Annotated in this window: 24 protein-coding genes, 1 other RNA gene and 1 pseudogene; 11 read left to right on the top strand and 15 right to left on the bottom strand. The window is 60.3% G+C overall.

The genetic code is table 11. The features are described from left to right. Positions 1–204 precede the first annotated feature (204 nt). The 3 genes from NK667_RS28900 to NK667_RS28890 all read left to right on the top strand — a co-directional run bounded on the left by NK667_RS28900 (position 205) and on the right by NK667_RS28890 (position 1,970). Positions 205–1,125, top strand: a complete 921-nt coding sequence (locus tag NK667_RS28900; protein ID WP_054044604.1) for an SPFH domain-containing protein — start codon at positions 205–207, stop codon at positions 1,123–1,125. Positions 1,126–1,133: 8 nt separating this feature from the next. After that, entirely contained in the window at positions 1,134–1,583 is a 450-nt protein-coding gene (locus NK667_RS28895) for an NfeD family protein (protein ID WP_054616991.1), read from the top strand. Positions 1,584–1,649: 66 nt separating this feature from the next. Continuing rightward, on the top strand, positions 1,650–1,970 hold the full coding sequence (locus NK667_RS28890; protein ID WP_169843014.1) for a DUF2388 domain-containing protein: 321 nt from the start codon (positions 1,650–1,652) through the stop codon (positions 1,968–1,970). Between the two features lie 178 nt (positions 1,971–2,148). On the opposite strand, the gene gcvP is transcribed toward NK667_RS28890, so the two are convergent. After that, complete coding sequence (gene gcvP, locus NK667_RS28885; protein WP_054616992.1) at positions 2,149–5,022, bottom strand: aminomethyl-transferring glycine dehydrogenase; 2,874 nt, start codon at positions 5,020–5,022, stop codon at positions 2,149–2,151. 154 nt (positions 5,023–5,176) lie between these two features. Here gcvP and NK667_RS28880 point away from each other — a divergent pair, with 154 nt between their 5' ends. Then, on the top strand, positions 5,177–6,316 hold the full coding sequence (locus tag NK667_RS28880) for a DegT/DnrJ/EryC1/StrS family aminotransferase (protein ID WP_054616993.1): 1,140 nt from the start codon (positions 5,177–5,179) through the stop codon (positions 6,314–6,316). A gap of 117 nt (positions 6,317–6,433) precedes the next feature. On the opposite strand, the gene gcvH is transcribed toward NK667_RS28880, so the two are convergent. From gcvH to NK667_RS28835, 9 genes are all read right to left on the bottom strand, one after another. Further along, positions 6,434–6,817, bottom strand: coding sequence for a glycine cleavage system protein GcvH (gene gcvH, locus NK667_RS28875; RefSeq protein WP_054044613.1), 384 nt, complete (start codon positions 6,815–6,817; stop codon positions 6,434–6,436). A 51-nt stretch (positions 6,818–6,868) separates the two neighbouring features. After that, positions 6,869–7,951, bottom strand: a complete 1,083-nt coding sequence (gene gcvT / locus NK667_RS28870) for a glycine cleavage system aminomethyltransferase GcvT (RefSeq protein WP_054616994.1) — start codon at positions 7,949–7,951, stop codon at positions 6,869–6,871. A gap of 156 nt (positions 7,952–8,107) precedes the next feature. Further along, positions 8,108–9,724, bottom strand: coding sequence for an ABC transporter permease (locus NK667_RS28865; RefSeq protein ID WP_054616995.1), 1,617 nt, complete (start codon positions 9,722–9,724; stop codon positions 8,108–8,110). 144 nt (positions 9,725–9,868) lie between these two features. Next, entirely contained in the window at positions 9,869–10,873 is a 1,005-nt protein-coding gene (locus tag NK667_RS28860; protein WP_054044618.1) for an extracellular solute-binding protein, read from the bottom strand. Between the two features lie 217 nt (positions 10,874–11,090). After that, the gene (locus NK667_RS28855; RefSeq protein ID WP_254744646.1) at positions 11,091–12,308 is read right to left on the bottom strand and encodes a 2-octaprenyl-3-methyl-6-methoxy-1,4-benzoquinol hydroxylase; all 1,218 of its coding nucleotides are present in this window, start codon (positions 12,306–12,308) and stop codon (positions 11,091–11,093) included. 9 nt (positions 12,309–12,317) lie between these two features. Next, positions 12,318–12,803, bottom strand: coding sequence for a DUF4442 domain-containing protein (locus tag NK667_RS28850; protein ID WP_054616997.1), 486 nt, complete (start codon positions 12,801–12,803; stop codon positions 12,318–12,320). Further along, positions 12,796–13,983, bottom strand: a complete 1,188-nt coding sequence (gene ubiH, locus NK667_RS28845; protein ID WP_054616998.1) for a 2-octaprenyl-6-methoxyphenyl hydroxylase — start codon at positions 13,981–13,983, stop codon at positions 12,796–12,798. The genes NK667_RS28850 and ubiH overlap by 8 nt, the downstream gene beginning before the upstream one ends. Continuing rightward, positions 13,980–15,314: a Xaa-Pro aminopeptidase gene (pepP, locus tag NK667_RS28840; protein WP_054616999.1), complete on the bottom strand. Its 1,335-nt coding sequence runs from the start codon at positions 15,312–15,314 to the stop codon at positions 13,980–13,982. The genes ubiH and pepP overlap by 4 nt, the downstream gene beginning before the upstream one ends. 27 nt (positions 15,315–15,341) lie before the next feature. Beyond that, a complete protein-coding gene (locus tag NK667_RS28835) occupies positions 15,342–15,899 on the bottom strand; it encodes a YecA/YgfB family protein (RefSeq protein WP_054044628.1) in 558 nt (185 codons plus the stop codon). 128 nt (positions 15,900–16,027) lie between these two features. Between NK667_RS28835 and NK667_RS28830 the strand changes: the two genes are divergently transcribed. The 4 genes from NK667_RS28830 to NK667_RS28815 all read left to right on the top strand — a co-directional run bounded on the left by NK667_RS28830 (position 16,028) and on the right by NK667_RS28815 (position 17,451). Further along, the gene (locus tag NK667_RS28830) at positions 16,028–16,237 is read left to right on the top strand and encodes a TIGR02449 family protein (RefSeq protein ID WP_007942437.1); all 210 of its coding nucleotides are present in this window, start codon (positions 16,028–16,030) and stop codon (positions 16,235–16,237) included. Further along, positions 16,234–16,551, top strand: coding sequence for a cell division protein ZapA (locus NK667_RS28825; RefSeq protein WP_007942435.1), 318 nt, complete (start codon positions 16,234–16,236; stop codon positions 16,549–16,551). Before NK667_RS28830 ends, NK667_RS28825 begins: the two co-directional genes overlap by 4 nt. A 30-nt stretch (positions 16,552–16,581) precedes the next feature. Further along, a non-coding RNA gene (gene ssrS / locus NK667_RS28820) (6S RNA) lies at positions 16,582–16,760 on the top strand. Positions 16,761–16,845: 85 nt separating this feature from the next. Beyond that, on the top strand, positions 16,846–17,451 hold the full coding sequence (locus NK667_RS28815) for a 5-formyltetrahydrofolate cyclo-ligase (protein ID WP_054617000.1): 606 nt from the start codon (positions 16,846–16,848) through the stop codon (positions 17,449–17,451). Between the two features lie 34 nt (positions 17,452–17,485). Here NK667_RS28815 and NK667_RS28810 read toward each other — a convergent pair whose 3' ends face one another. After that, positions 17,486–17,638: a hypothetical protein gene (locus tag NK667_RS28810; protein ID WP_008024268.1), complete on the bottom strand. Its 153-nt coding sequence runs from the start codon at positions 17,636–17,638 to the stop codon at positions 17,486–17,488. A 195-nt stretch (positions 17,639–17,833) separates the two neighbouring features. Here NK667_RS28810 and NK667_RS28805 point away from each other — a divergent pair, with 195 nt between their 5' ends. After that, the gene (locus tag NK667_RS28805) at positions 17,834–18,286 is read left to right on the top strand and encodes an EVE domain-containing protein (RefSeq protein WP_054617001.1); all 453 of its coding nucleotides are present in this window, start codon (positions 17,834–17,836) and stop codon (positions 18,284–18,286) included. Positions 18,287–18,400: 114 nt separating this feature from the next. On the opposite strand, the gene NK667_RS28800 is transcribed toward NK667_RS28805, so the two are convergent. Continuing rightward, positions 18,401–18,811 (bottom strand): flagellar basal body-associated protein FliL, encoded by a 411-nt coding sequence (locus NK667_RS28800; RefSeq protein WP_054044634.1) that lies wholly within the window; start codon positions 18,809–18,811, stop codon positions 18,401–18,403. A gap of 150 nt (positions 18,812–18,961) precedes the next feature. Here NK667_RS28800 and NK667_RS28795 point away from each other — a divergent pair, with 150 nt between their 5' ends. Next, positions 18,962–19,939, top strand: coding sequence for an NADPH:quinone oxidoreductase family protein (locus NK667_RS28795; protein WP_054044635.1), 978 nt, complete (start codon positions 18,962–18,964; stop codon positions 19,937–19,939). 286 nt (positions 19,940–20,225) lie between these two features. Further along, entirely contained in the window at positions 20,226–21,575 is a 1,350-nt protein-coding gene (gene glpT, locus NK667_RS28790) for a glycerol-3-phosphate transporter (RefSeq protein WP_054044644.1), read from the top strand. Here the strand turns inward: glpT and NK667_RS28785 are convergent. The 3 genes and pseudogenes from NK667_RS28785 to ubiD form a co-directional block, all read right to left on the bottom strand. After that, a pseudogene (locus NK667_RS28785) lies at positions 21,551–22,220 on the bottom strand (gamma-glutamylcyclotransferase). The gene glpT and the pseudogene NK667_RS28785 sit on opposite strands and share 25 nt — an antisense overlap. Before the next feature lie 209 nt (positions 22,221–22,429). Then, on the bottom strand, positions 22,430–23,398 hold the full coding sequence (locus NK667_RS28780) for a CDP-6-deoxy-delta-3,4-glucoseen reductase (protein ID WP_054044648.1): 969 nt from the start codon (positions 23,396–23,398) through the stop codon (positions 22,430–22,432). Beyond that, positions 23,398–24,864 (bottom strand): 4-hydroxy-3-polyprenylbenzoate decarboxylase, encoded by a 1,467-nt coding sequence (gene ubiD, locus NK667_RS28775; RefSeq protein WP_054044650.1) that lies wholly within the window; start codon positions 24,862–24,864, stop codon positions 23,398–23,400. The genes NK667_RS28780 and ubiD overlap by 1 nt, the downstream gene beginning before the upstream one ends. Between the last annotated feature and the right edge of the window lie 65 nt (positions 24,865–24,929).

Genomic DNA, 24,929 nt, shown 5'->3' with positions numbered 1-24,929 from the left:
CCGACGCGGTGCTTCAGGAAGACTTCGCGTACAGGTTTCACGACTGCTTCGCAGCCGAACGCAGGCTTCGCCAGCTGCTACAGATCGCGTTTCGGCTTGTCAGACATGGTTAGATTTTGCGGTAGTTGAATTTGCGCAAACACGATCCTGCAAGTCTTTTGCCTTACACTCCTGCCATCGCCAATACATAAACAGGGAATCGTTATGCAGATCGGTAGTGTGCTTTTACTCTTCGTCGGGCTGGTCGTGGCCATTTTGTTCATGGGTTTCAAGGTTGTGCCCCAGGGCTATCAATGGACGGTCGAGCGTTTCGGGCGCTATACCAACACCCTCAAGCCTGGCCTGAACATCATCATTCCAGTGATGGACCGCATCGGTCGCAAGATCAACGTGATGGAAAGCGTGCTGGATATTCCGCCGCAGGAAGTCATCACCGCCGATAACGCCACGGTACAGATCGATGCCGTGTGTTTCTTCCAGGTGGTCAACACTGCCCAGGCCGCCTACGAGGTGAACAACCTCGAACACGCCGTGCGCAACCTGCTGCAAACCAATATCCGTACCGTGCTCGGCTCCATGGAGCTGGACGCGATGCTCAGCCAGCGCGACAACATCAACGAAAAACTGCTGCGCACGGTGGATGAAGCCACGGCGCCGTGGGGCATCAAGATCACCCGGATCGAGATCAAGGACATCAGCCCGCCAGCGGACCTGATGGCCGCCATGTCCGGCCAGATGAAAGCCGAGCGGATCAAGCGTGCGCAAATCCTCGAAGCAGAAGGCCTGCGGGCTGCCGCGATCCTGACCGCCGAAGGCAAGAAGCAGGCGCAGATCCTGGAAGCGGAAGGTGGTCGTCAGGCCGCTTTCCTCGAATCCGAAGCCCGGGAACGTCAGGCTGAAGCAGAAGCCCAGGCCACCAAAGTGGTGTCTGAAGCCATCGCCAACGGCAACGTGCAGGCGGTGAACTACTTTGTCGCGCAGAAATACATCGATGCCCTAGGCAAACTGGCCTCGGCCAACAACAGCAAAGTGATCCTGATGCCGCTTGAGGCCAGCTCGATGATCGGCGCTGTCGGCGGCATCGGCGAAATCGTCAAGGCCACGTTCGACAACAAGAAAGCCTGAGGCGCGCCATGTGGGCATTTCTGCAACATTTATCGTTCTGGGACTGGCTGGCCTTCGGCACGGTGCTGCTGATTCTTGAAGTGTTCGGTGCCGGCGGCTATCTGCTGTGGATCGGCATGGCGGCGGCAGCGGTTGGTGTGCTGACTTTTGTGCTGCCCGGCCTGTCATGGGAGCTGCAGTTCCTGCTGTTCGGCCTGCTCTCGATCGCCACCGCGCTGTATTGGTGGCGACGCCAGCGCAGTGCCGTACGAGAGAGCGATCAGCCAAACCTGAATCTGCGCGGTCAGGAATTGATCGGCAAAACCTTTGTGGTGCATGAAGCGATTGTGGATGGTCGCGGCAAGATCAAAGTTGCCGATGGTGTGTGGATGGCGCGCGGGCCAGACGCCGCGCTCGGCAGCCGCGTTCGTGTGGTCAGTCAGCAAGGGGCGATTCTGCTGGTAGAACCGGCTGACTGAGCGGTCACGGAACTCGATTGGGTAAATGACGATCCAACTCCGTAGTTAACCCCCAGTGGAGTCTCCATCATGCGTCTCAAACTTGCTGTCGCTACCCTTGCCTTGCTGTCCCTGCCCGTTGGTTCAGCGATGGCCGACAGCTTTTGGCGTAACGTCATTTCATCCGGTGCAACCACCGGTTCGACCTACCTGACGTTCAAGGATCACAAACTGATCGTCGCGGCGCAGGATGATGCCGGCAGCTTCGTCGCCAGTGACGGCGGCATCCGCGGTCCTTACCTGGAAGCCGCAATGCAGAAAGTCCGCGCCGACAACCCGGGCCTGCAAGCCACGGACATGGAACTGGCGAATGCGATCCTGGCGAAGAATGCCGTCGCTTCGGAATAAGCTTTTTGCTGAACAAAAATGCCGCTCATATGAGCGGCATTTTTTTTGCCCGAAGCGAAACCCTGTGGGAGCGGGCTTGCTCGCGAAAGCTGTGTGTCAGTCGGTACAAATGTCGACTGACACGGCCCCTTCGCGAGCAAGCCCGCTCCCACAGGGGTTACGGGTGTTGCTCGGTACATCAGCGGTAATCATCCACCGGCACACACGCGCAAAACAGGTTGCGGTCGCCGTAGACGTTATCCACGCGGTTCACCGCCGGCCAATATTTATGCGCCTTGGTGTGCGCGTCCGGCGTCACTGCTTGCTCGATGCTGTAAGGCCGCTCCCAAACGCCGGTGATATCGGCCAGGGTGTGCGGCGCGCGTTTCAGTGGGTTGTCTTCAGGGTCCCAGTTACCGTTTTGCACTTCGGTGATTTCCGCACGAATATTCAGCATCGCCCCGATAAAATGGTCCAGCTCAGCCTTGGATTCGCTCTCGGTCGGTTCGACCATCAACGTCCCCGGCACCGGGAACGACATGGTCGGCGCATGGAAACCGTAATCCATCAGGCGCTTGGCCACGTCCTCTTCGCTGATGCCAGTCAGCACCTTGAGCGGCCGCAAATCCAGGATGCATTCGTGGGCTACCCGCTCGTTACGCCCGGTATAGAGCACCGGGAAGGCCCCGGACAAATGCTGAGCGAGGTAATTCGCCGCCAGAATTGCCACCTCGCTGGCATCCGCCAGTTGCGGGCCCATCATGGCGATGTACATCCAGCTGATCGGTAAAATGCTCGCACTGCCCCAAGGCGCGGCACTGACGGCACCGTTCTGCGGTTGCGGGCCGTCAATTGGCACCACGGGATGATTGGCCACGAATGGCGCCAGATGCGAACGCACACCAATCGGCCCCATGCCCGGCCCGCCACCGCCGTGGGGAATGCAGAAGGTTTTGTGCAGGTTCATGTGCGACACGTCGGCGCCGATGTCCGCCGGTCGCGCCAATCCGACCTGAGCATTCAGGTTGGCGCCATCCATGTACACCTGGCCGCCATGGCTGTGGATAACTTCACAGATTTCGCTGATGCCTTCCTCGTACACGCCGTGGGTCGAAGGATACGTCGCCATCAGGCAGGCGAGTTTGTCCCCCGCCGCCGAAGCTTTGTCCTTCAAGTCCTCCAGATCGACGTTGCCCGCCTCGTCGCACTCGACGATCACCACGCGCATCCCGGCCATTTGCGCCGAGGCCGGGTTAGTGCCGTGGGCCGAGGATGGAATCAAACAAATATCCCGCGCACCTTCGTGGCGGCTCTCGTGGTATTTACGGATCGCCAACAGCCCGGCGTATTCGCCTTGGGCACCAGAGTTGGGCTGCATGCAGATCGCATCGAAACCGGTAATCGCGCAGAGCCAGCGCTCCAGTTCTTCGATCATCAATGCATACCCCACGGCCTGCTCTTTCGGCACGAACGGGTGCAGGTTGGCGAATTGCGGCCAGGTGATCGGGATCATCTCGCTGGTGGCGTTGAGTTTCATGGTGCAGGAGCCCAGCGGGATCATTGACTGGTTCAGCGCCAGGTCCTTGTTCTCCAGCTGTTTGAGGTAGCGCAGCATCTCGGTTTCGCTGTGATGGGCGCTGAACACCGGGTGACGCAGGTAAGGCGTGGTGCGCAGCAAGCTGTCAGGGATGCTGGAAGCCAGGGTTTCGGCGTCGAGTTCGTCGACGTTCAGCCCATGATCGGCACCGAGGAACACATCGAACAATTTCGCCACGGTGGTTTCGTCACAGGTTTCATCCAGGCTCAGGCCCAGTTGCCCGCGTCCAAGAATGCGCAAATTGATCCGCGCTGCCTGGGCGCTTTCGATGATCGCGGTTTGCGCGCCGCCGACTTCAAGGGTCAGGGTGTCGAAGAATTGTTTGTTGAGCCGGGTAATGCCGTGGCGTTCGAGGCCGGCGGCGAGGATGCAGGTCAGCCGATGCACGCGCTGGGCAATCCGTTTCAGCCCTTCCGGGCCGTGGTACACCGCGTAGAAACTGGCGATATTGGCCAGCAAGACTTGGGCGGTGCAGATGTTCGAGTTGGCCTTCTCCCGGCGGATATGTTGCTCACGGGTTTGCAGGGCCATGCGCAGGGCGACGTTACCGCGCGCATCTTTCGACACGCCGATGATCCGCCCCGGAATCGCCCGTTTGTACTCATCGCGGCTGGCAAAAAACGCCGCATGAGGTCCGCCATAGCCCATCGGCACGCCGAAACGTTGCGATGAACCGAACACCACGTCAGCACCCAACTCTCCCGGCGGAGTCAGCAACAACAGGCTCAGCAGATCGGTCGCGACGCAGGCCAGCGCTTGCTGCGAATGCAGGTGATCGATCAATGGCCGCAGATCGCGAATCTCGCCGTGGGTGTCGGGGTACTGCAACAAGGCGCCGAACACCTGGTGCTGTTTCAAGTTATCCACAGTGTCGATGATCAGCTCGAAACCGAAGCCGTCGGCCCGGGTCCGGACGACGGAAATGGTCTGTGGATGGCAGTTCTCATCGACGAAAAACAGATTGCTCTTGGACTTGGCGACTCGCTTGGCCAAGGCCATGGCTTCCGCCGCCGCCGTGGCTTCATCCAGCAGCGAGGCGTTGGCCAGTTCCAGGCCCGTGAGGTCGATGGTCAGTTGCTGGAAGTTGAGCAGCGCTTCGAGCCGGCCTTGGGCAATCTCCGGCTGATAAGGCGTGTACGCGGTGTACCAACCGGGATTTTCCAGCACATTGCGCAGGATGACGGTTGGCGTCAGGGTGCCGTGATAACCCATGCCGATCAGGCTGGTCCAGACCTGGTTCTGTTCGGCATAGCCGCGCAGTTTGGCCAGTGCGGCTTCTTCATCAAGGGCGGGCGGCAAATCCAGTTCGCGGTTAAGGCGAATGCCCGGCGGCACGGTCTGCTCGATCAATTCGACCCGACTGCCAAGGCCGAGGCTATCGAGCATCGCCTGCTGCTCGGCGGCATCGGGGCCCAAGTGGCGGCGCAGGAAGGCATTCGGATCGCGTAACTGGCTCAGGGACGGCAACTGGGACATGACGGGCTCTCTCTTGACTGGCGCTCAACGTCGATGCAACACGGTCAAACCAGCATAGCAGCCGATACCCGAGCGGATGGCGTGGCGGCTTCGCTCAATCCCGAGCATCATGTTCGGCGCCTACTTAACGTCCGCTATCGGGTGTCTATCGTTTATGAGCCAACTGCCATTTCTGCCGTTTTCCAAACCCGTCATTGATGAAGCCACGATTACCGCGGTCGGTGACGTGCTGCGTTCGGGCTGGATCACCAGCGGCCCCAAGGTCCAGGCGTTTGAAGCGCAACTCTCGGAATTCTTCGGCGGGCGCCCGGTGCGCACCTTCAATTCCGGCACCTGCACCATGGAAATCGCCTTGCGCATTGCCGGTATCGGACCGGGCGATGAGGTGATCACCACGCCGATTTCCTGGGTCGCCACCGCTAACGTGATTCTGGAAGTCGGCGCCACGCCAGTGTTTGCCGATATCGACCCGGTCACTCGCAATATCGATCTGGATCAGTTGGAAGCCGCGATCACCCCGCGCACCAAGGCGATCATTCCGGTGTACCTCGCCGGATTGCCAGTGGATATGAGTCGGCTGTATGCGATCGCCAAAAAGCACGGTTTGCGGATTGTCGAAGACGCCGCCCAGGCCTTGGGTTCGAGCTGGAATGGCCAACGTATCGGTGCCACTGGCGACTTCGTGTCGTTCAGTTTCCAGGCGAACAAGAACGTCACCTCTTCGGAGGGCGGTTGCCTGGTGCTGAACACGCCTGAGGAAGTGCGGCTGGCGGAGAAGTATCGTCTGCAGGGCGTCACCCGAAATGGTTTTGATGGCCTGGACGTGGATGTGCTGGGCGGCAAGTTCAACATGACCGATGTCGCGGCGGCGATTGGCCTGGGGCAGTTTGCGCATATCGAGGCGATCACGGCTCATCGGCGTGAGCTGGCGCGGCACTATTTCGCGTGTTTCGGTGCGGATTTCGAAGCGCAGTACGGTGCGCAATTGCCGCCGACGGATTTCGAGAACAGCAACTGGCACTTGTTCCAACTGGTGCTGCCAGAGCGCAAGGACGGCCAACCGGCGCGGGCCACGTTCATGGAGCAGATGCAGGCACTGGGCGTCGGCATCGGTTATCACTACCCGCCGATCCACCTGCTGAGTCTTTACCGCGAGCGCGGTTTCAAGGAAGGCATGTTTCCAGTGGCCGAACGGGTCGGTCGCCTGATTGTTTCGCTGCCGATGTTTACGAGCATGACCAAGGCGGATGTCGAGCGGTCGGTGGCAGCGGTCAAAGCCGTTCTGAAGCCATAAAAAACTTGTGGGAGCGGGCTTGCTCGCGAAAGCGGTGTATCAGTCGCAATCATGTTGCCTGATACACCGCCTTCGCGAGCAAGCCCGCTCCCACATGGGGATTTTGCAGGGCGAAGGTTATTCGCCGATAGCGGCTTTGTAGCCTGCAGCGTCTAGCAGTTTGTCCAGCTCAGCCGGGTTACTTGGCTTGAGTTTGAAGATCCAGGCACCGTACGGATCGGTGTTCAGCGCTTCAGGCGAACCGCTCAGGTCTTCATTGATCGCGATCACTTCACCGCCAATCGGCGAGTAGATATCGGAGGCGGCTTTAACCGACTCAACCACACCGGATTGATCGCCGGCAGCAAACACTTTGCCGACTTCGGTCAGTTCAACGAACACCACGTCGCCCAAGGCTTCCTGAGCGTGATCGCTGATGCCCACGGTGACCGTGCCATCGGCTTCCAGACGCGCCCATTCGTGACTTTCGGCAAAACGCAGGTCGGCAGGGATATCGCTCATGTTCTGTGTCCTCAAGAAAAATGTCAGCGGTCGTTGCCCGCCAGAAAAGGTTTAGATCAAGGTTTTGCCATGGCGTACGAAGGTCGGTTTGACCACTCGGACCGGGTACCACTTGCCACGGATTTCCACTTCTGCGCGGTCGGCGGTCGCCATCGGCACGCGCGCCAGTGCAATCGACTTGCTAAGCGTAGGAGAGAAACTACCACTGGTGATCTCCCCTTCGCCAACATTGGCGATACGGACGACTTGATGAGCGCGCAAAACTCCACGCTCCTCAAGCACCAGACCAACCAGTTTGTGCTGCACACCGTTGGCCTTCTCGGCTTCAAGGGCCGCACGCCCGATGAACTGGCGCGTGGCCGGTTCCCAGGCAATGCTCCAGGCCATATTGGAGGCCAACGGTGAGACATCTTGATGAATGTCCTGACCGTAGAGGTTCATCCCGGCTTCGACGCGCAAGGTATCCCGGGCGCCAAGACCAATGGGTGAAATGCCCGCGCCTACCAGATCGTTGAAGAAACCCGGCGCCTGATTGGCCGGCAACACGATTTCCAGGCCATCTTCGCCGGTGTAACCGGTGCGCGCGATAAACCAGTCGCCGTCGAACTGACCTTCGAAAGGTTTGAGTATCTGGATGAGATTGCCACGGGACTGCGTGACCAGCTCGGCGATCTTGTGCCGCGCGTGGGGACCTTGAATGGCCAGCATCGCCAACTCGGAGCGCTCAAGCAGGCGCACATCGAAGCCGTCGAGATGCGCCTGCATCCAGGCCAGATCCTGATCGCGGGTGGAGGCGTTGACCACCAGCCGATAGCCGTCTTCGAGACGGTAGACGAGCATGTCGTCGACGATGCCGCCGCGCTCGTTAAGCATGGTGCTGTACAAGGCACGGCCGGGGCTGTGCAGGCGTTCGACGTCATTGGCCAGCAAGTGCTGGAGCCAGGCCTTGGCCTGGGGGCCGTCGACATCGATCACGGTCATGTGGGATACATCGAAAACCCCGCAATCGCGGCGCACCTGATGGTGTTCCTCGACCTGCGAGCCGTAATGCAGTGGCATATCCCAACCGCCAAAATCGACCATCTTCGCGCCGAGGGCGAGATGAAGGTCATACAGAGGCGTACGCTGTCCCATGGGTTTCTCCTTCCGGGCGTGGCGAAGGTGCGGACAAGCACTGCATGGGTTGAAAGCCTTGAATTAGAAGGCCTACAGCCGATTTCAGCTACCTGATCTATCAGACGGACCGCACCGAATGCCGCGCATTGTAGCCGCAAGGTGTAGGACTGGCACCTAGGCGTTTCGATGCGCCGAACGTCGAATCAATCCGATGACCGGTAACAGTCCGACCAAAACCAGGGTCAGCGCCGGCAACGATGCCCTCGCCCACTCTCCTTCGCTGGTCATTTCAAAGATGCGAACTGCCAGCGTGTCCCAGCCAAACGGGCGCATCAGCAAGGTCGCGGGCATTTCCTTGAGCACATCGACGAACACCAGCAACGCCGCGCTCAAAGTGCCGGGCAGCAAAAGCGGCAGATACACTTTGAAAAACAGTCGTGGCCCACTGACCCCAAGGCTACGTGCCGCTTCGGGCAAAGAAGGCCGTATTCGCGCCAGACTGCTTTCCAGCGGCCCATAAGCCACCGCAATGAAACGCACCAGATAGGCCAATATCAGCGCCGACAGGCTGCCCAATAGCAACGGCTTGCCCCCGCCGCCGAGCCAGCCCGACAGCGGGATCACCAATTCGCGATCCAGATAACTGAACGCCAGCATGATCGACACCGCCAACACCGAGCCGGGCAAGGCGTAGCCGAGATTGGCCAGGCTGACGCCGGAACGAATCGCCCGGGTCGGCGCCAGGCGTCGGGCAAACGCCAGCAGCAAGGCGACGCTGACGGTGATCAGCGCGGCCATACCGCCGAGGTACAGGGTGTGGACGATCAGTCCGGCGTAACGCTCATCCAGATCGAAGCGTCCGCGCTGCCAAAACCAAACGAGCAGTTGCAGCATCGGAATCACGAAGGCGCAGGCGAACACCAGCCCGCACCAACTCATCGCCGCCAACGCCTTGATGCCGCGCAGGTGATACAGCGCCTTGACCCGTGGTCGCTCGTTGCTCGCTCGATTGGCGCCCCGGGCGCGGCGCTCGCCGTACAACACGACCATCACCACCAGCAACAACAGGCTGGCCAGTTGCGCGGCGGTCGAGAGGCTGAAGAAGCCGTACCAGGTTTTGTAGATCGCGGTGGTGAAGGTGTCGAAGTTGAACACCGACACCGCGCCGAAATCCGCCAGGGTTTCCATCAGAGCCAACGCCACACCGGCACCGATAGCCGGACGTGCCATGGGCAATGCGACACGCCAGAACGCTTGCCATGGCGATTGTCCGAGGACTCGGGCGGCTTCCATCAGGCCTTTGCCCTGAGCGAGGAACGCGGTGCGCGCCAACAGGTAAACGTAGGGGTAGAACACCAGCACCAGCACGAGGATCACGCCACCGGTGGAACGCACGCGCGGCAATCGCAGCCCAGTACCGAACCAATCGCGCATCAGGGTTTGCACGGGGCCCGCGAAATCCAACAGGCCGACGAAGACGAACGCCAGCACGTAGGCGGGAATCGCGAACGGCAGCATCAACGCCCAGTCCAGCCAGCGCCGACCGGGGAATTCGCAAAGGCTGGTGAGCCAGGCCAGGCTCACGCCCAACAGCGTCACGCCGACACCGACGCCGAGCACCAGGGTCAGGGTGTTGCCCAACAGCCGTGGCATCTGCGTGTCCCAAAGGTGGGACCAGATTTGTTGATCGATGGTTTGCCAGCAGAAGAACAGCACGCTCAGGGGCAGCAGGACCAACGCGGCGATGGCGAAGACCAGGGGGTACCAGCGGCGTTGGGCGGGGTGGGCCAAGGAAAAGCTCTCAGGGGTGAATCAGCAGAAGTGTATGTACACCGCAAAAAGATCGCAGCCTCGTTTCACTCGACAGCTCCTACAGGGGTACGCGATCCCAATGTAGGAGCTGTCGAGTGAAACGAGGCTGCGATCTTTTGATCTTCAGTTCCAGCCAGCGCGATCCATCATGCGAATCGCTTCGGCCTGACGCTTGCCAGCAATTTCCACCGGCAAGGTATCCGCAACAAACTTGCCCCAGCTCGCTACTTCAGCCGATGGCTGTACCGCCGGGTTGGCCGGGAATTCCTGGTTCACATCGGCGAAGATCTTCTGCGCTTCCGGCGTGGTCATCCACTCCACCAGTGCCTTGGCCGCTTCCGGGTGCGGCGCATGTTTGGTCAGGCCGATACCCGACAGATTGACGTGCACGCCACGGTCGCCCTGGTTCGGCCAGAACAGCTTCACTGCCAGGTCCGGTTTCTGCTTGTGCAGGCGGCCGTAGTAATAGGTGTTGACGATACCGACGTCGCACTGGCCAGCGTTGATCGCTTCCAGCACCGCGATGTCATCGGAGAACACGTCGGTGGACAGGTTGCTCACCCAACCCTTGAGGATCTTCTCGGTCTTATCGGCGCCGTGGACTTCGATCATGGTGGCGGTCAGCGACTGGTTGTAGACCTTCTTCGCCGTGCGCAGGCACAGGCGGCCTTCCCATTGCTTGTCGGCCAGACCTTCGTAGGTGGTCAGTTCACCGGGTTTCACGCGGTCAGTGGAATAGGCGATGGTCCGCGCACGCAGGCTCAGGCCGGTCCAGGCGTGGGACGCGGCGCGATATTGCAAAGGAATGTTCGCGTCGATGGTCTTGGAAGTGAACGGCTGGAGAATGCCCATCTGCTCGGCCTGCCAGAGGTTGCCGGCATCAACGGTCAGCAGCAGGTCGGCGGTGGCGTTTTCACCCTCGGCCTTGATGCGCTGCATCAGCGGCGCTTCCTTGTCGGTGATGAACTTCACCTGCACACCGGTTTTCGCGGTGTAGGCATCGAAGACTGGCTTGATCAGCTCGTCGATGCGTGAAGAGTAAACCACCACCTCGTCGGCGGCCTGGGCGGCGGTGCTGCCGATCAGGGTCAGGGCCAGCGCGGTCAATAGACGCTTCGGTGCCAACATGGGAGCGGTCTCGATTGATAAATGAGGCCAAATGATAAGGACTCACATTTGCCAGCTCAATCGAACAGTTTGCGGGTGAGTTACCAGATGTTGCACAGGTTGGAATGTGCGTTGGATGTTCCGACGCCTTCGCGGGCAAGCCTCGCTCCTACGGATCACCTAAACCCTGTAGGAGCGAGGCTTGCCCGCGAAGAGGCCATCAGCCCCAGCGAAAATCTCAGGCCTTGGCGAGCGCCGGCAAATCCCCAGTCAACCCCAGCGCTTCACGCACAAACAACGCCTTGGCCTCCGGCAACTGCTCGACGATCTTCAACCCGGCATTACGCAACCAGCGCACCGGCAGCGGATCGGCCTGAAACAGGCGCTCGAAACCTTCCATCGCCGCCATCAGCGCCAGGTTGTGCGGCATGCGCCGACGCTCGTAACGGCTGAGGACTTTCACATCCGCCAGGCGCTCACCGCGTTCCGCCGCTTGCAGCAACACTTCAGCCAACACCGCCGCATCCAGGAAACCGAGGTTCACGCCCTGCCCGGCCAACGGGTGGATGGTGTGCGCCGCATCGCCGATCAGCGCCAGACCTTCCGCCACGTAACGCTTGGCATGCCGCTGACGTAGCGGCACGCACACACGCGGATCAGCGCTGAGCACTGTACCCAAACGCCCCTCGAAGGCTCGTTCCAGCTCGCGGCAGAAACCTTGGTCATCCAGCGCCATCAGGCGTTCGGCTTCACTCGGCGTGGTGGACCAGACGATCGAACACCAATCCTGTTGACCGTCCCGCTCCAGCGGCAGAAACGCCAGCGGACCGTTATCGGTAAACCGCTGCCAAGCGGTCATCTGATGCGGTTTGAAGCTGCGCACGCTGGTCACGATCGCGTGATGCATGTAGTCCCATTCGCGGGTCGCGACACCGGTCAGGCGTCGCACCGCCGAGTTGGCGCCATCCGCCGCGATCACCAACGGCGCGCGCAAGGTGCGGCCATCGGCCAGGGTCAGCAGCCAGTCATCGCCGGAGCGGCGCATCTGCTCCAGGCGCGCATTGGCCAGCATGCCGAGGTCGCAGTCGTGCAAACGGTCGAGCAAGGCGTCCTGAACCACGCGGTTTTCGACGATATGGCCCAACACGTCGGCGTGCACACTGGCCGCCGAAAAGTGGATTTGCCCGGTGCCGCTGCCGTCCCAGACGTGCATGTCGGTGTAGGGGCTGCTGCGCCGGCTGGCGATGCCGTCCCACACGCCGAGGCGCTCAAGAATGCGCTGGCTGGCGGCGGACAAGGCGCTGACTCGCGGCTCGAATGTCGCTTGGGCGTCGAAGGGTTTGACGCTCATGGGGCTGCCGTCCAGCAGCAGGACTTCCAGCCCGCTGTCCTGCAACGCCAGCGCCAGGGCGCTACCGACCATTCCGGCCCCGACAATCAGCAGATCTGCGCGCATTTCCATGCTTTAAGCCTGTCTCGCTTGCGGCTTGAGCCGCACGTAAAGGGTTTTTTCGACCCGCGCCACCAAGGTGCCGGCGCCGTCGTGAATATCGACCTGCAACTGCGGCAGGTATTTTTCGCCACTCGCCGTCTGCCGGCGGATTTCGTCGAGCAAGGTCTCGTCGATGTTGAAACGGGCGAACACCGGGCCTTTGCCCGGCGCAATGAAATCGATGTCGGCGGCCTTGTCCCAGACGATGTACCGGTGCCCAAGGTTTTCCATCAGCATCAGCATGTAGAACGGATCGACCATCGAATACAGGCTGCCACCGAACTGGGTGCCGACGTAATTGCGGTTGTACCAGCCCAGGCCCATGGACACCTTGATGTCCCGAAAGTCATCGCTGATGTGCCGCACTCGGACACCGGCGCCGAGGTACGGCGGGTAGAACGTCATGACCCAACGCATCAAGCGCGCCTTGCCGAATTTTGCAGTCAGCCACTTAAGCATCCGGGCGAGTACCCAAACCCATGGCCTGCCGGGCGAACCAGCGTTTGGCCGGCGGCAACAGGTCGAGACCGAGCAGGCCGATGTTGCGGCCCAGGGACACCAACGGCTGGGTGCTGCCAAACAGGCGCGTGACCTGATCGGAGAAGCCCACGGTCAGGTTCTGATCCATGCGCTGGCGTTCGCGATAAGCCTGCAACGTCGCAAAGTCGCCGGGCGAGGTTTCGCTGGCCAGCAACGCATCGGCCAAGGCCTGGGCATCGCGCAAGGACAGGTTGAAGCCCTGCCCCGCGATCGGATGCAAGCTGTGAGCGGCGTTGCCGAGAATCGCCAGATGCGGACGCACCTGCTCTTCGGCCTCGATCAAGGTCAGCGGGTACAAATGCCGCGCGCCAACCTGTTTCAACGTGCCCAGGCGATAACCGAACACGCCCTGCAATTCGCTGAGGAAGCTCTTTTCGTCGAGGGCCGCCAGCCGTTGCGCGTCCATGCCCAGACGGGTCCAGACCAACGCGCAGCGATTGTCCGGCAGCGGCAACAGCGCCATCGGGCCTTCATCGGTGAAGCGCTCGAACGCCATGCCGTTGTGGGATTCGCTCGGGGTGATGTTAGCGATCAGCGCGCTCTGGTTGTACGGGCGCTTTTTGATGCCGATCCCCAGTTGCTCGCGCAGACCGGAACGGCCGCCATCGGCGAGCACCGCGAGGTCGCATTCCAGCGTGGTTTCGTCATTGAGGGTCAAGCGATAGCCATCGGTCAGCGGTTCCATGCGGGTGACTTCCGCCGGGCAGCGCCAACTGACCACTTCCTTGTCCAGGCCTTGCCAGAGGCATTGGCCGAGCCAGGCGTTTTCCACCACATAACCCAGCGCCGGAACGCCCTCTTCCATCGCCGACAGTCGCGCCGTGGAAAAACGCCCACGGTCGGAGACATGAATCTGCTTGATCGGCTCGGCGCGGCGGGAGATTTCCTGCCACACGCCCAACCGTTGATAAATCTGCTTGGCGCCATAGGACAGCGCCGAAGAACGGGCGTCGTAGCTCGGCTGATAGGTGTCACCGGGGGCGAACGGTTCGATCAGCACGATCTTCCAGCCGCGCGCCTTGGCCCCGGCTTGCAACGCCAACGCCAGACTGGCGCCGACCAGGCCCCCACCGATGATTGCAAGATTGACTCGACTCATGCCGCTTGTGTCCGTGCTTGCGCCATCAAGGCCTCGATCTCGGCGACCGTTTTCGGCACGCCTTTCGTCAGGATTTCACAACCGGTTTTAGTCACGACTACATCGTCCTCAATGCGCACGCCAATGCCGCGCCATTTCTTCGCCACGTTCGGGTTGTCGGGGGAGATGTAGATCCCCGGCTCCACCGTCAGCGCCATGCCGACTTCCAGCACGCGCCATTCGCCGCCGACCTTGTACTCGCCGACGTCGTGCACATCCATGCCCAGCCAGTGGCCGGCGCGGTGCATGTAAAACGCTTTATAAGCTTCGCTGGCGATCAACTCGTCGACATCGCCCTGCAACAGGCCCAGTTTCACCAGCCCGGTGGTAATCACCCGGACCGTGGCTTCGTGTGCCTGATTCCAGTGTTTGTTCGGCGCGATCTCGGCGAACGCCGCTTCTTGCGAGGCCAGCACCAACTCGTAGATCGCCTTCTGCTCGGCTGAATACTTGCCGCTGACCGGCCAGGTGCGGGTGATGTCGCTGGCGTAGCAATCGATCTCGCAACCGGCATCGATCAGCACCAGGTCACCGTCCTTGAGCACCGCGTCATTCTGCTGGTAATGCAGGATGCAGCTGTTGCGCCCCGACGCGACGATCGAGCCATAAGCCGGCATCTTCGCCCCGCCCTTGCGGAACTCGTAATCAAGCTCGGCTTCCAGGCTGAACTCATGCAACCCGGCGCGGCTGGCCTGCATCGCGCGGATATGCGCCTGGGCGGAAATCCGTGCGGCTTCACGCATCACCTTCACTTCTGCCGCCGATTTATACAGGCGCATGTCGTGCAGCAGATGATCCAGGGCAACGAATTCGTTCGGCGGCTGGGCGCCGAGGTGCGCTTTAGAGCGGATCACATTGATCCAGTCCATCAAGTGCCGGTCGAATTCAGGGTTGCTGCCCATGGCCGAATACACCCGGTCGCGCCCTTCGATCAGGCCCGGCAGGATGTCGTCGATGTCAGTGATCGGGAACGCGTCGTCGGCACCGAAGTCGCGAATCGCGCCTTCCTGGCCGGCGCGCAGGCCGTCCCACAGTTCGCGCTCGGCGTTGCGCTCACGGCAAAACAGCAGGTATTCGCCGTGCTCACGGCCGGGCATCAAAACGATGACGGCTTGAGGCTCGGGGAAACCGCTGAGGTACTGGAAGTCGCTGTCCTGACGGTAAACGTGCTCGACGTCGCGGTTGCGGATGGCTACCGCGGCGGCGGGCAGGATCGCGATGCTGTTGGGTTCCATCTGCGCCATCAAGGCCTTGCGGCGACGACTGTATTCCGATTTCGGGATATGAATCATGGGCAGATGGCTTTCCCTGGCAGACGATTAATGCAACGACGGTTTGGCGGCAGCCGGCTCGGCAGGTTTCTTGGTTTCGGTGAACAGCAGCAGCGGCGCGACGCGCAGGTACTCCATGACTTCCATGTAGTCGCTTTCGCCGTCGTCGGACTCTTCCAGGGCGTCTTGCACCTGGGCGATGGCGGCCAGGTCCTGCAGGACCTCGGTCGCTTCAGTGCTCAGCGCATTGTCGCGGTAAGTCAGGCCGAAACCGGCGAGGAAGCCCTGGCACCATTGGCCCAGCGCGGCAGCGCGGTCCGCCAGCGGCGCATCGTCGGTTGGCAGCAGCAGGACGACGGTCATGTCGTCGCCGGTCAGCTCGCCCTTGACCATCTCTTGCAGGCCGATCAAGGCGTTGCGAACGTTGTCTTGCGGCTCGCCTTCGAGCAGCTCGCCAGCGTCGGACAGCCAGCTGTCGGCTTCAAAGCCCGCACCGGCGCAACTGCGACCGAGCAACAGGCCGTGCAGTTCGGCAGGCGAGACGTTATGACCGCTGGAAGTCAGCAGGGAGGCGAAGGCTTGGTACGGGGAATTCTGAATGGGCATGGGCAGCTAGGCGCCAGACGGCGCTATGTCTAGAATGAAGGCCTTGTATCCTACATCGACAGACTCGCCAAGACTATTAAAGGCTGTCCAGCAGCTTTCCCCCATCAGACACAAATTCAGTGGACACAATGGAAGACACCGATCTGCAAGCGCTGATGGCAAGACTTGAGCTGCTAATTAGCCGAGTCGAGCAACTAAAGAGCCAAAACGGACTCCTATTAGCGCAGGAAAAAACCTGGCGCGAGGAACGCGCGCACCTCATTGAAAAAAACGAAATCGCCCGGCGTAAGGTCGAATCGATGATTTCGCGCCTCAAAGCCCTGGAGCAAGACTCATGAGTTCAAGCAATAGCGTTACCGTGCAGATCCTCGACAAAGAATATTCGATCATCTGCCCCCAGGAAGAGCGCAGCAACCTGGTGAGTGCCGCCCGTTACCTGGACGGCAAGATGCGCGAAATCCGCAGCAGCGGCAAAGTCATCGGTGCCGACCGTATCGCCGTGATGGCCGCGCTGAACATTACCCACGACCTGCTGCACAAGGAAGAACGCCCGGACGTACAGGCCAGCGGTTCGACCCGTGAGCAGGTTCGCGACCTGCTCGATCGCGTCGATCTGGTGCTCGCAACCGATCCGGACGTCACCAAGGGCTGAAACGCGAAACCGCTTGGGGTATACTCGCGTCACTCCCTGGGGTGCTTGCCAGTTGACCACGTCCCTGAGCCGATTCGCACTACCCTGGAGGCTGCACGTTGGGCTGGTGTGCATGTCCGCTAGACGGAAAGCCTTAAAGCCTACTGCATCTTCCACCTTGAACTTTCGGGTTCAAGGGCTAAGTCAGCAGCGGTTCATCCGGGGAGCCTGATTCCAGTCCGATGCCGGTTTAAATACCGGCATCGGCTTTTTTACGGGTACGCTTTACGTATTCGTCCTGCCGAAGCTGAATTCATGACCGAACCTGCGCTGCTTCCCCGCCCGCAACTTCGACGCATGCTGCGCAAGGCCCGCCGCGCCCTGACACCCAGTCAACAGCGCCAGGCCGCTCGCGGGCTATATAAGCAGCTGGCCCAGCATCCACAGTTTCGCCGCGCAAAACATATCTCTCTGTATCTGCCCACTGACGGTGAAATCGATCCGCGCGTGTTGCTGCGTGCCGCGCAACGCCGGGGCAAGGCGACTTATCTGCCGGTGCTCAGCGCCTGGCCGCGAACCAAAATGGTGTTCCAGCGAATTCGCCCCGGCGAAAAACTCAAACCCAACCGCTTCCGCATTCTCGAACCACGGCACAACGTCGCCCGGCAACGCAAAGTCTGGGCGCTCGATCTGGTGCTGTTGCCATTGGTGGGTTTTGACGATGTCGGCGGGCGCCTGGGCATGGGCGGTGGTTTCTACGACCGCAGCCTGGCGTATCTGGCGCGGCGCAAAACCTGGCGCAAGCCGACGCTGTTGGGGCTGGCCCATGAATGTCAGAAGGTCGAACGATTGGCTCAAGCGAGCTGGGATGTGCCGTTGCAAGGAACGGTGACCGACAAGGCGTGGTATTTCGCAGGCTGACGCCACTGGAATCAGCGGCGTCCGGAAGACAGATTCAGCGCTTGAAGGCGGACGGCTGTTGTTGCTGCGCGATTTCGATCGGCGCATCCGTCTTGTTGCTCCACAAGCTTTGGGCATAGCCGGTGGTCACGACGCCGAGGCCGAACAAAATAACCAAAATCCATAGTAAATCCGGTTTGCGTTTCATCGATTGCCCCCCAAAGGCACATCAACACGATGACAGCAGCGGTTTCCGTTGTAGGCCGTGCAGCAGCGTCAAGCTTAGAAGGCCGGCATTTTGCGACAACGTGAACCGACACGCAAACACTGGCGTCAACCGACTGTCGGTTTGTCATAAAATTGCCCGACAACTTGCCCACTCACCTCGCAAGGAGCAAAAACCATGGCTTATTGGCTGATGAAATCCGAGCCCGACGAGCTCTCGATCAACGACCTTGCGAAGCTGGGCAAAGCGCGCTGGGACGGGGTTCGCAACTATCAGGCACGTAATTTCCTGCGGGCGATGGCGGTGGGTGACGAGTTCTTCTTCTATCACTCCAGCTGCCCGGAGCCCGGGATTGCCGGGATCGGCAAAATAGTTGAAGCGGCCTATCCGGACCCGACGGCGCTGGAGCCTGAGAGTCATTACTACGATCCGAAGGCTACTGCCGAGAAAAACGCCTGGAGCGCGATTGATGTCGCGCATGTCGAGACGTTTTCCAGAGTGTTGAAGCTGGATTATCTGAAGCAGCAGACTGCGTTGGCCGAGATGCCACTGGTGCAGAAAGGGTCGCGGTTGTCGGTGATGCCGGTGACCGCCGAACAGTGGGCGGCGGTGATTGCGTTAAGGGCTTGAGCCTCGCAGCGACTGGGTAAATGCCTTCGCGAGCAAGCCCGCTCCCACATTGGAATGCGTTCCCCTGTGGGAGCGGGCTTGCTCGCGAAGAGGTCCGCCCGGACAGCGAGAGTCTTACTGAATGATCAAGTTGTTAAACAACAAATCCTCAACCACCGGCTTACCCGTTTCGTCATTCATCACTTGCTGGGTCTGCTTCAACGCTTCCTGACGCAGCTTTTCCTTGCCCTCGACGGTGTTCATCGCCTCGGTGGTTTGCTGGGTGAACAACGCCACCAGTTGATTGCGAATCAACGGCTCATTGGCCTTCACCAGTTTGGTCGCTTCTTCACCGGTCACGCGCAACGCCACATCAGCCTTGAACACCTTCAGCTTCGGCGTGCCGTCCAACCCATAGTTACCCACGAATGGCGGGCTCAGGGTCAGGTAGCTGACTTTCGGGGCTTCGCCTTCTTTGGCGGCTTCTTCGGCCATCGCTGCCATGGGCAGAGACAGGGCCAGCATCAACATGATCCACGCTTTCACAATTCGCTCCTTATCCGGTTTGCGGCCTAGCATATCGACCCGCCGCGCAAGCACAAGCTTATGGCTGGTTATCAGGGCCGGGCATGCTCGTTGACCCAACGATTCACACACCTACACTTATCGGCCATCACTCCCAAAGGAATAGCCCTGATGAAAGCCGTGCTATGCAAAGCCTTCGGCCCCGCCGAATCGCTGGTGCTGGAAGACGTCGCCAGTCCTGTCGCAAAGAAGAACGAAATCCTGCTGGACGTGCACGCCGCCGGGGTCAACTTTCCGGACACGCTGATCATCGAGGGCAAATACCAATTCAAACCGCCCTTCCCGTTTTCCCCGGGCGGTGAAGCGGCGGGTGTGGTCAGTGCCGTGGGCGAAAAGGTCAGCCACCTCAAGGTCGGTGACCGGGTCATGGCCCTGACCGGTTGGGGCAGCTTCGCCGAACAGGTCGCCGTGCCGGGCTACAACGTGCTGCCGATCCCGCCGTCGATGGACTTCAACACCGCCGCCGCCTTCAGCATGACCTACGGCACCTCGATGCACGCCCTCAAGCAACGCGCCAACCTGCAACCGGGCGAAACCCTGTTGGTGCTCGGCGCATCCGGCGGTGTCGGCCTGGCCGCCGTGGAAATCGGCAAAGCCATGGGCGCCCGGGTGATCGCCGCCGCCAGCAGCGCGGAAAAACTCGCCGTGGCCAAGGCCGCTGGCGCCGATGAACTGATCAACTACAGCGAAACCAGCCTCAAGGACGAAATCAAGCGCCTGACCGACGGCCAGGGTGCCGACGTGATCTACGACCCGGTCGGCGGCGACCTGTTCGACCAAGCCGTGCGCGCCATCGCCTGGAACGGCCGCCTGCTGGTAGTGGGTTTCGCCAGCGGACGCATCCCCGAATTCCCGGTCAACCTCGCCCTGCTCAAAGGCGCAGCGGTGGTCGGCGTGTTCTGGGGCTCTTTCGCCCAGCGCCAGCCCCAGGACAACGCAGCGAACTTCCAGCAATTATTTGGCTGGTTTGCCGAAGGCAAGTTGAAGCCGCTGGTGTCGCAGGTGTATCCGCTGAGTAATGCGGCGCAGGCGATTAATGATCTTGGGCAGCGCAAGGCGGTCGGGAAAGTGGTGGTGCAGGTTCGCTAAGCCTGATGCAGCGATCTGGCCGGTAGACGCTACTGGCTGGATCGCTTCTTCTTTATATGAAGGACGTTTCCACAAAAGCCGTGCTATTTCGAGCCGCTAGCCGCACGAAGCCCTATTGGTAACCTTTCCCACACCGCCCTTCACTTACACCTGAGCGACATGTTCATAAAGGAACACGCGATCTCCAACATTTCCGCTGTTTTGCCAATGCGAACCGGTGCTATTTTCGGTAACGAAACTGTAACATTCGCATCCGCAGTCAAAACAAGAAATCTGGAGCTCTTGAATGTTTGCTTTCTTTCGTCCTGCCGCACATCAGGCTCCATTGCCTGAAGAAAAAATAGACAGCACCTACCGACGCCTTCGCTGGCAGATCTTCGCCGGGATTTTCATTGGCTACGCGGGTTACTACCTGCTGCGCAAGAACTTCACCCTGGCGTTCCCGGACCTGATTGCCCAAGGCTATACAAAGGGTCAACTGGGTGTGGCGATGTCGGCGATTGCGATTGCCTACGGTCTGTCCAAATTCCTGATGGGCATCGTGTCCGACCGTTCCAACCCGCGTTACTTCCTGCCCTTTGGCCTGGTGGTGTCTGCCGGGGTGATGTTCGTTTTCGGTTTCGCACCGTGGGCGACGTCCAGCGTGACCATGATGTTCATCCTGTTGTTCATCAACGGCTGGGCGCAAGGCATGGGCTGGCCACCGAGCGGGCGGACCATGGTGCACTGGTGGTCGCAGAAAGAACGCGGTGGCGTGGTATCGGTCTGGAACACCGCGCATAACGTTGGCGGCGGCTTGATTGGTCCGTTGGCGATTCTCGGTATGGGCTGGTTCAACGACTGGCACAGCAAGTTCTATGTACCGGCCGCCGTGGCGCTGCTGGTTGCCGTGTTTGCCTTCATTGTGATGCGCGACACCCCGCAATCGACCGGCCTGCCGCCGATCGAGAAGTACAAGAACGATTACCCGGAAGGCTACGACGCCAGCCACGAAGACGAATTCAGCGCCAAGGACATCTTCGTCAAATACGTGCTGCGCAACAAAATGCTCTGGTTCATCGCCTTGGCCAACGTCTTCGTCTACCTGTTGCGCTACGGCATCCTGGACTGGGCACCGACCTACCTCAAGGAGGTCAAGCACTTCGATTTCGACAAGACCTCGTGGGCTTACTTCCTGTACGAGTGGGCCGGTATTCCAGGCACGCTGCTGTGCGGCTGGATGTCGGACAAAGTCTTCCGTGGCAACCGTGGCCTGACCGGCATGGTGTTCATGGCGTTGGTGACTGTTGCAACGATCGTGTATTGGCTGAATCCGCCGGGTAACCCGATGATCGACATGATCTCGCTGTTCGCGATCGGCTTCCTGATCTACGGCCCGGTAATGCTGGTGGGCTTGCAAGCGCTGGAATTGGTGCCGAAGAAGGCTGCCGGCACCGCCGCAGGCTTTACCGGTCTGTTCGGTTACCTGGGTGGTTCAGTCGCGGCCAGCGCCCTGATGGGTTACACCGTGGACTATTTCGGCTGGGATGGCGGCTTCATCCTGCTGGTCGTTGCCTGCCTGCTGGCGATGGCGTTCCTGGCACCCACGCTGGGTCACAAGAACGTCGCCAGTCAAAGCCGCGAGGCGATCGCCTGATCGTCTTTTGATTTGCAACGCTTGAGCCGCGCCTCCAGATTCTTGTCTGGCATGGCGTGGCTACGCAGGGCGTTGGCGGTCTGCTCGACATAATCGCGAGTGGTGCCGTAACGTCCGCAAGCGCTTTCGAATACCTGGCTCAGCACGTGATCCGGCAAATTGCCGGCATAGCTGGGCAGGTGCCGCTCCAACACAAATCCCAATGCCTGAACCTGACTTCCGTCTTCAAGACGGCAGTTGAGCCAGTGTGGGCGATAGGACGGGAATGGCATTTCGCGCTGCCACAAGGCATAAAGCGACGCTTCGAGTTGTTCTTCGGGAAGGCGATAAGCAAAACCGCTGCAAGAGCCGCCGCGATCCAGGCCAAACACCAGGCCCGGCACTTCCGGCGTGCCGCGATGTTCGTGGGACCACAGGTACAAACCGCGATGATAGCCGTGCACTCGACCGCGAACACGCTCCACCGCCGGGCATTCAGGACGCCAGATCAGCGACCCGTAAGCGAACAGCCAGACCGGCCCACCCTTGTGGCGCGCCATGGTCGATTGCATCGAGCTGAGCAATTGTTCGTGCGTAAAGCTGCGGCCCAAGATCGAGCCGCGGAGGGTAAGCCAGGTTCAGAAAAGCAGATTCAATGGCGCTCATGGCGAATAGCGTTCAGCTCCCCGCGGATAAAGAATTACTTAATAGAACGCACCGCTGTAACAATAAGGCACATAAGTTTTAAGGCAATTTAAGTGCCATGGCACAGTTCTTAAATAATTGCCTATATGACATATAACCTACCGGCATTTATATAAATCTATAAATACCGATCGGCTATATAGGGAGTTATAACGATTCAGGACCGAGGATCAAGATCGCGGCGCGTAAGCAAACACGTCCGCGCGCATTTGATGCGCATCCATCCCCGCCTCGACCAACGCATCCAGCGTGCCGTAGACCATGGCCGGTGAGCCACTGGCGTAGACATGCAGCGATTTCAGATCGGCAAAATCCTCGCACACCGCCTCATGCAGCATGCCGCAGCGCCCTTCCCAACCGCATTGATCGCTGACGACTTTATGCAGGAACAGATTGGGCAGTTTCAGCCATTCGTCCCAATGTTCGATTTCATAAAAGTCTTCAGGGCGGCGCACGCCCCAATACAGATGCACCGGATGCTTGAAGCCGGTGGCGCGGCAATGTTCGATCAGGCTGTGGATCTGGCCCATGCCGGTGCCGGCGGCGATCAACACCAGCGGACCGTCCGGCAACTCGGCCAAGTGGGTATCGCCGAATGGCATTTCGATGCGCACCATGGCGTTGCGTTGCAACTGGTCGATCAGGCTCAGCGCACTGCTTTCGCGCGCCAGCACATGGATTTCCAGGTCGCGCCCGGCATGCGGTGCCGAAGCCAGGGAGAACGCAGACTTTTCACCGTTCTCGCGCTCAATCATCAAATACTGACCGGCGTGATAGCGCGGTGGCTTGCCGGCCGGTGCCCGCAGGTGCACCCGAAAGGTATCCCCACCAACGTCCCTGCATTCAATGACCTGACACGACAAGCTGCGCACCGGCAGTTCTCCCAGCGCGAGCACGCCATCCCACAGCACGATGCAGTCTTCAAGCGGCTCTGCTATGCAAGTGTAGAACTCGCCGTGGTCACGCACATTACCGGCCTGTTCGACCCGGCCTTCCACCAGCAACGCCGCGCAGACGTGGCAATTGCCGTTGCGGCAGCTTTGCGGGCATTCATAGCCCAGCCGCCGCGCGCCATCGAGAATCCGCTCGCCGGGCAATATCTCAAGCACTGCTCCGGAGGGCTGCAAGGTTACACGCATCAATCTATTCCTAACTGATTCCAGATGGCATCGATCCGTTTGGTCACGGCTTCATCCTTGACGATCACCCGGCCCCACTCGCGAGTGGTTTCGCCGGGCCATTTATGCGTGGCATCGAGTCCCATCTTCGACCCCAGGCCAGACACCGGCGAGGCGAAGTCGAGGTAATCGATCGGCGTGTTGTCGATCATCACCGTGTCGCGCTTTGGGTCCATGCGCGTGGTGATGGCCCAGACCACGTCGTTCCAGTCTCGCGCGTTGATATCGTCGTCAGTGACGATAACGAACTTGGTGTACATGAACTGTCGCAAAAACGACCAGACACCGAGCATTACCCGCTTGGCATGACCGGGATACGACTTCTTCATGGTCACGATGGCCATGCGGTACGAGCAGCCTTCGGGCGGCAGGTAGAAGTCGGTGATCTCCGGGAACTGCTTCTGCAGGATCGGCACGAACACTTCGTTCAGCGCCACACCGAGAATCGCCGGTTCATCCGGTGGACGGCCGGTGTAGGTGCTGTGGTAGATCGGTTTGATCCGGTGGGTAATGCGCTCGACGGTGAACACCGGGAAGCTGTCGACTTCGTTGTAATAACCGGTGTGATCCCCGTACGGACCTTCGTCGGCCATTTCGCCCGGGTGGATCACGCCTTCGAGGATGATCTCGGCGGTGGCCGGCACTTGCAGATCATTGCCACGGCACTTCACCAGTTCGGTGCGGTTACCGCGCAGCAGACCGGCGAAAGCGTATTCGGACAGGCTGTCCGGCACCGGTGTCACGGCGCCGAGGATGGTCGCCGGGTCGGCACCGAGGGCCACGGACACCGGGAATGGCTGGCCGGGATGCTTCTCGCACCACTCGCGATAATCCAGCGCGCCGCCACGGTGACTCAGCCAGCGCATGATGACCTTGTTGCGGCCGATCACTTGCTGACGGTAGATACCGAGGTTCTGGCGGTCCTTGTTCGGGCCTTTGGTGACGGTCAGGCCCCAAGTGATCAGCGGGCCGACGTCGCCAGGCCAGCAGGTTTGCACCGGCAGCATCGCCAGATCGACGTCGTCGCCTTCAATGACCACTTCCTGGCACACCGCGTCTTTGACGACTTTCGGCGCCATGGCGATGATCTTGCGGAAGATCGGCAGCTTGGACCAGGCATCTTTCAAGCCCTTCGGCGGCTCGGGTTCCTTGAGGAACGCCAGCAACTTGCCGATTTCGCGCAGCTCGCTGACCGCTTCGGCGCCCATGCCCATGGCCACCCGCTCGGGGGTGCCGAACAGGTTGCCGAGGACCGGGATGTCGTAGCCGGTCGGGTTCTCGAACAGCAACGCCGGGCCTTTGGCCCGCAGCGTGCGATCACAGACCTCGGTCATCTCCAGCACTGGAGAGACAGGGACATGGATGCGTTTCAACTCTCCGCGCTGCTCAAGCTGCTGCACGAAATCCCGAAGATCCTTGAATTTCATTGATGATGGCACCCGTAAAATAGGCGTACATCCTACCTGCTCTGCCGGCCGCTGGCAGCTTATCG

Source organism: Pseudomonas nunensis (assembly GCF_024296925.1).
Lineage (GTDB): Bacteria > Pseudomonadota > Gammaproteobacteria > Pseudomonadales > Pseudomonadaceae > Aquipseudomonas > Aquipseudomonas nunensis.
Note: the sequence above shows the minus strand (reverse complement) of the source record. Positions and strands in the feature narration are given on the sequence as shown.

What these genes read in the sequence shown, in the direction of transcription:
- gcvT (WP_054616994.1), bottom strand. Translation starts at nt 7,951, where the DNA reads ATGGGACAGCGTACGCCTCTGTATGACCTTCATCTCGCCCTCGGCGCG.
- pepP (WP_054616999.1), bottom strand. Translation starts at nt 15,314, where the DNA reads ATGATTCATATCCCGAAATCGGAATACAGTCGTCGCCGCAAGGCCTTG.
- NK667_RS28855 (WP_254744646.1), bottom strand. Translation starts at nt 12,308, where the DNA reads ATGCGCGCAGATCTGCTGATTGTCGGGGCCGGAATGGTCGGTAGCGCC.
- NK667_RS28900 (WP_054044604.1), top strand. Translation starts at nt 205, where the DNA reads ATGCAGATCGGTAGTGTGCTTTTACTCTTCGTCGGGCTGGTCGTGGCC.
- NK667_RS28880 (WP_054616993.1), top strand. Translation starts at nt 5,177, where the DNA reads ATGAGCCAACTGCCATTTCTGCCGTTTTCCAAACCCGTCATTGATGAA.
- NK667_RS28805 (WP_054617001.1), top strand. Translation starts at nt 17,834, where the DNA reads ATGGCTTATTGGCTGATGAAATCCGAGCCCGACGAGCTCTCGATCAAC.
- NK667_RS28815 (WP_054617000.1), top strand. Translation starts at nt 16,846, where the DNA reads ATGACCGAACCTGCGCTGCTTCCCCGCCCGCAACTTCGACGCATGCTG.
- NK667_RS28795 (WP_054044635.1), top strand. Translation starts at nt 18,962, where the DNA reads ATGAAAGCCGTGCTATGCAAAGCCTTCGGCCCCGCCGAATCGCTGGTG.
- NK667_RS28825 (WP_007942435.1), top strand. Translation starts at nt 16,234, where the DNA reads ATGAGTTCAAGCAATAGCGTTACCGTGCAGATCCTCGACAAAGAATAT.
- glpT (WP_054044644.1), top strand. Translation starts at nt 20,226, where the DNA reads ATGTTTGCTTTCTTTCGTCCTGCCGCACATCAGGCTCCATTGCCTGAA.
- ubiH (WP_054616998.1), bottom strand. Translation starts at nt 13,983, where the DNA reads ATGAGTCGAGTCAATCTTGCAATCATCGGTGGGGGCCTGGTCGGCGCC.
- NK667_RS28860 (WP_054044618.1), bottom strand. Translation starts at nt 10,873, where the DNA reads ATGTTGGCACCGAAGCGTCTATTGACCGCGCTGGCCCTGACCCTGATC.
- NK667_RS28810 (WP_008024268.1), bottom strand. Translation starts at nt 17,638, where the DNA reads ATGAAACGCAAACCGGATTTACTATGGATTTTGGTTATTTTGTTCGGC.
- ubiD (WP_054044650.1), bottom strand. Translation starts at nt 24,864, where the DNA reads ATGAAATTCAAGGATCTTCGGGATTTCGTGCAGCAGCTTGAGCAGCGC.
- gcvH (WP_054044613.1), bottom strand. Translation starts at nt 6,817, where the DNA reads ATGAGCGATATCCCTGCCGACCTGCGTTTTGCCGAAAGTCACGAATGG.
- NK667_RS28780 (WP_054044648.1), bottom strand. Translation starts at nt 23,398, where the DNA reads ATGCGTGTAACCTTGCAGCCCTCCGGAGCAGTGCTTGAGATATTGCCC.
- NK667_RS28895 (WP_054616991.1), top strand. Translation starts at nt 1,134, where the DNA reads ATGTGGGCATTTCTGCAACATTTATCGTTCTGGGACTGGCTGGCCTTC.
- NK667_RS28835 (WP_054044628.1), bottom strand. Translation starts at nt 15,899, where the DNA reads ATGCCCATTCAGAATTCCCCGTACCAAGCCTTCGCCTCCCTGCTGACT.
- gcvP (WP_054616992.1), bottom strand. Translation starts at nt 5,022, where the DNA reads ATGTCCCAGTTGCCGTCCCTGAGCCAGTTACGCGATCCGAATGCCTTC.
- NK667_RS28850 (WP_054616997.1), bottom strand. Translation starts at nt 12,803, where the DNA reads ATGCTTAAGTGGCTGACTGCAAAATTCGGCAAGGCGCGCTTGATGCGT.
- NK667_RS28830 (WP_007942437.1), top strand. Translation starts at nt 16,028, where the DNA reads ATGGAAGACACCGATCTGCAAGCGCTGATGGCAAGACTTGAGCTGCTA.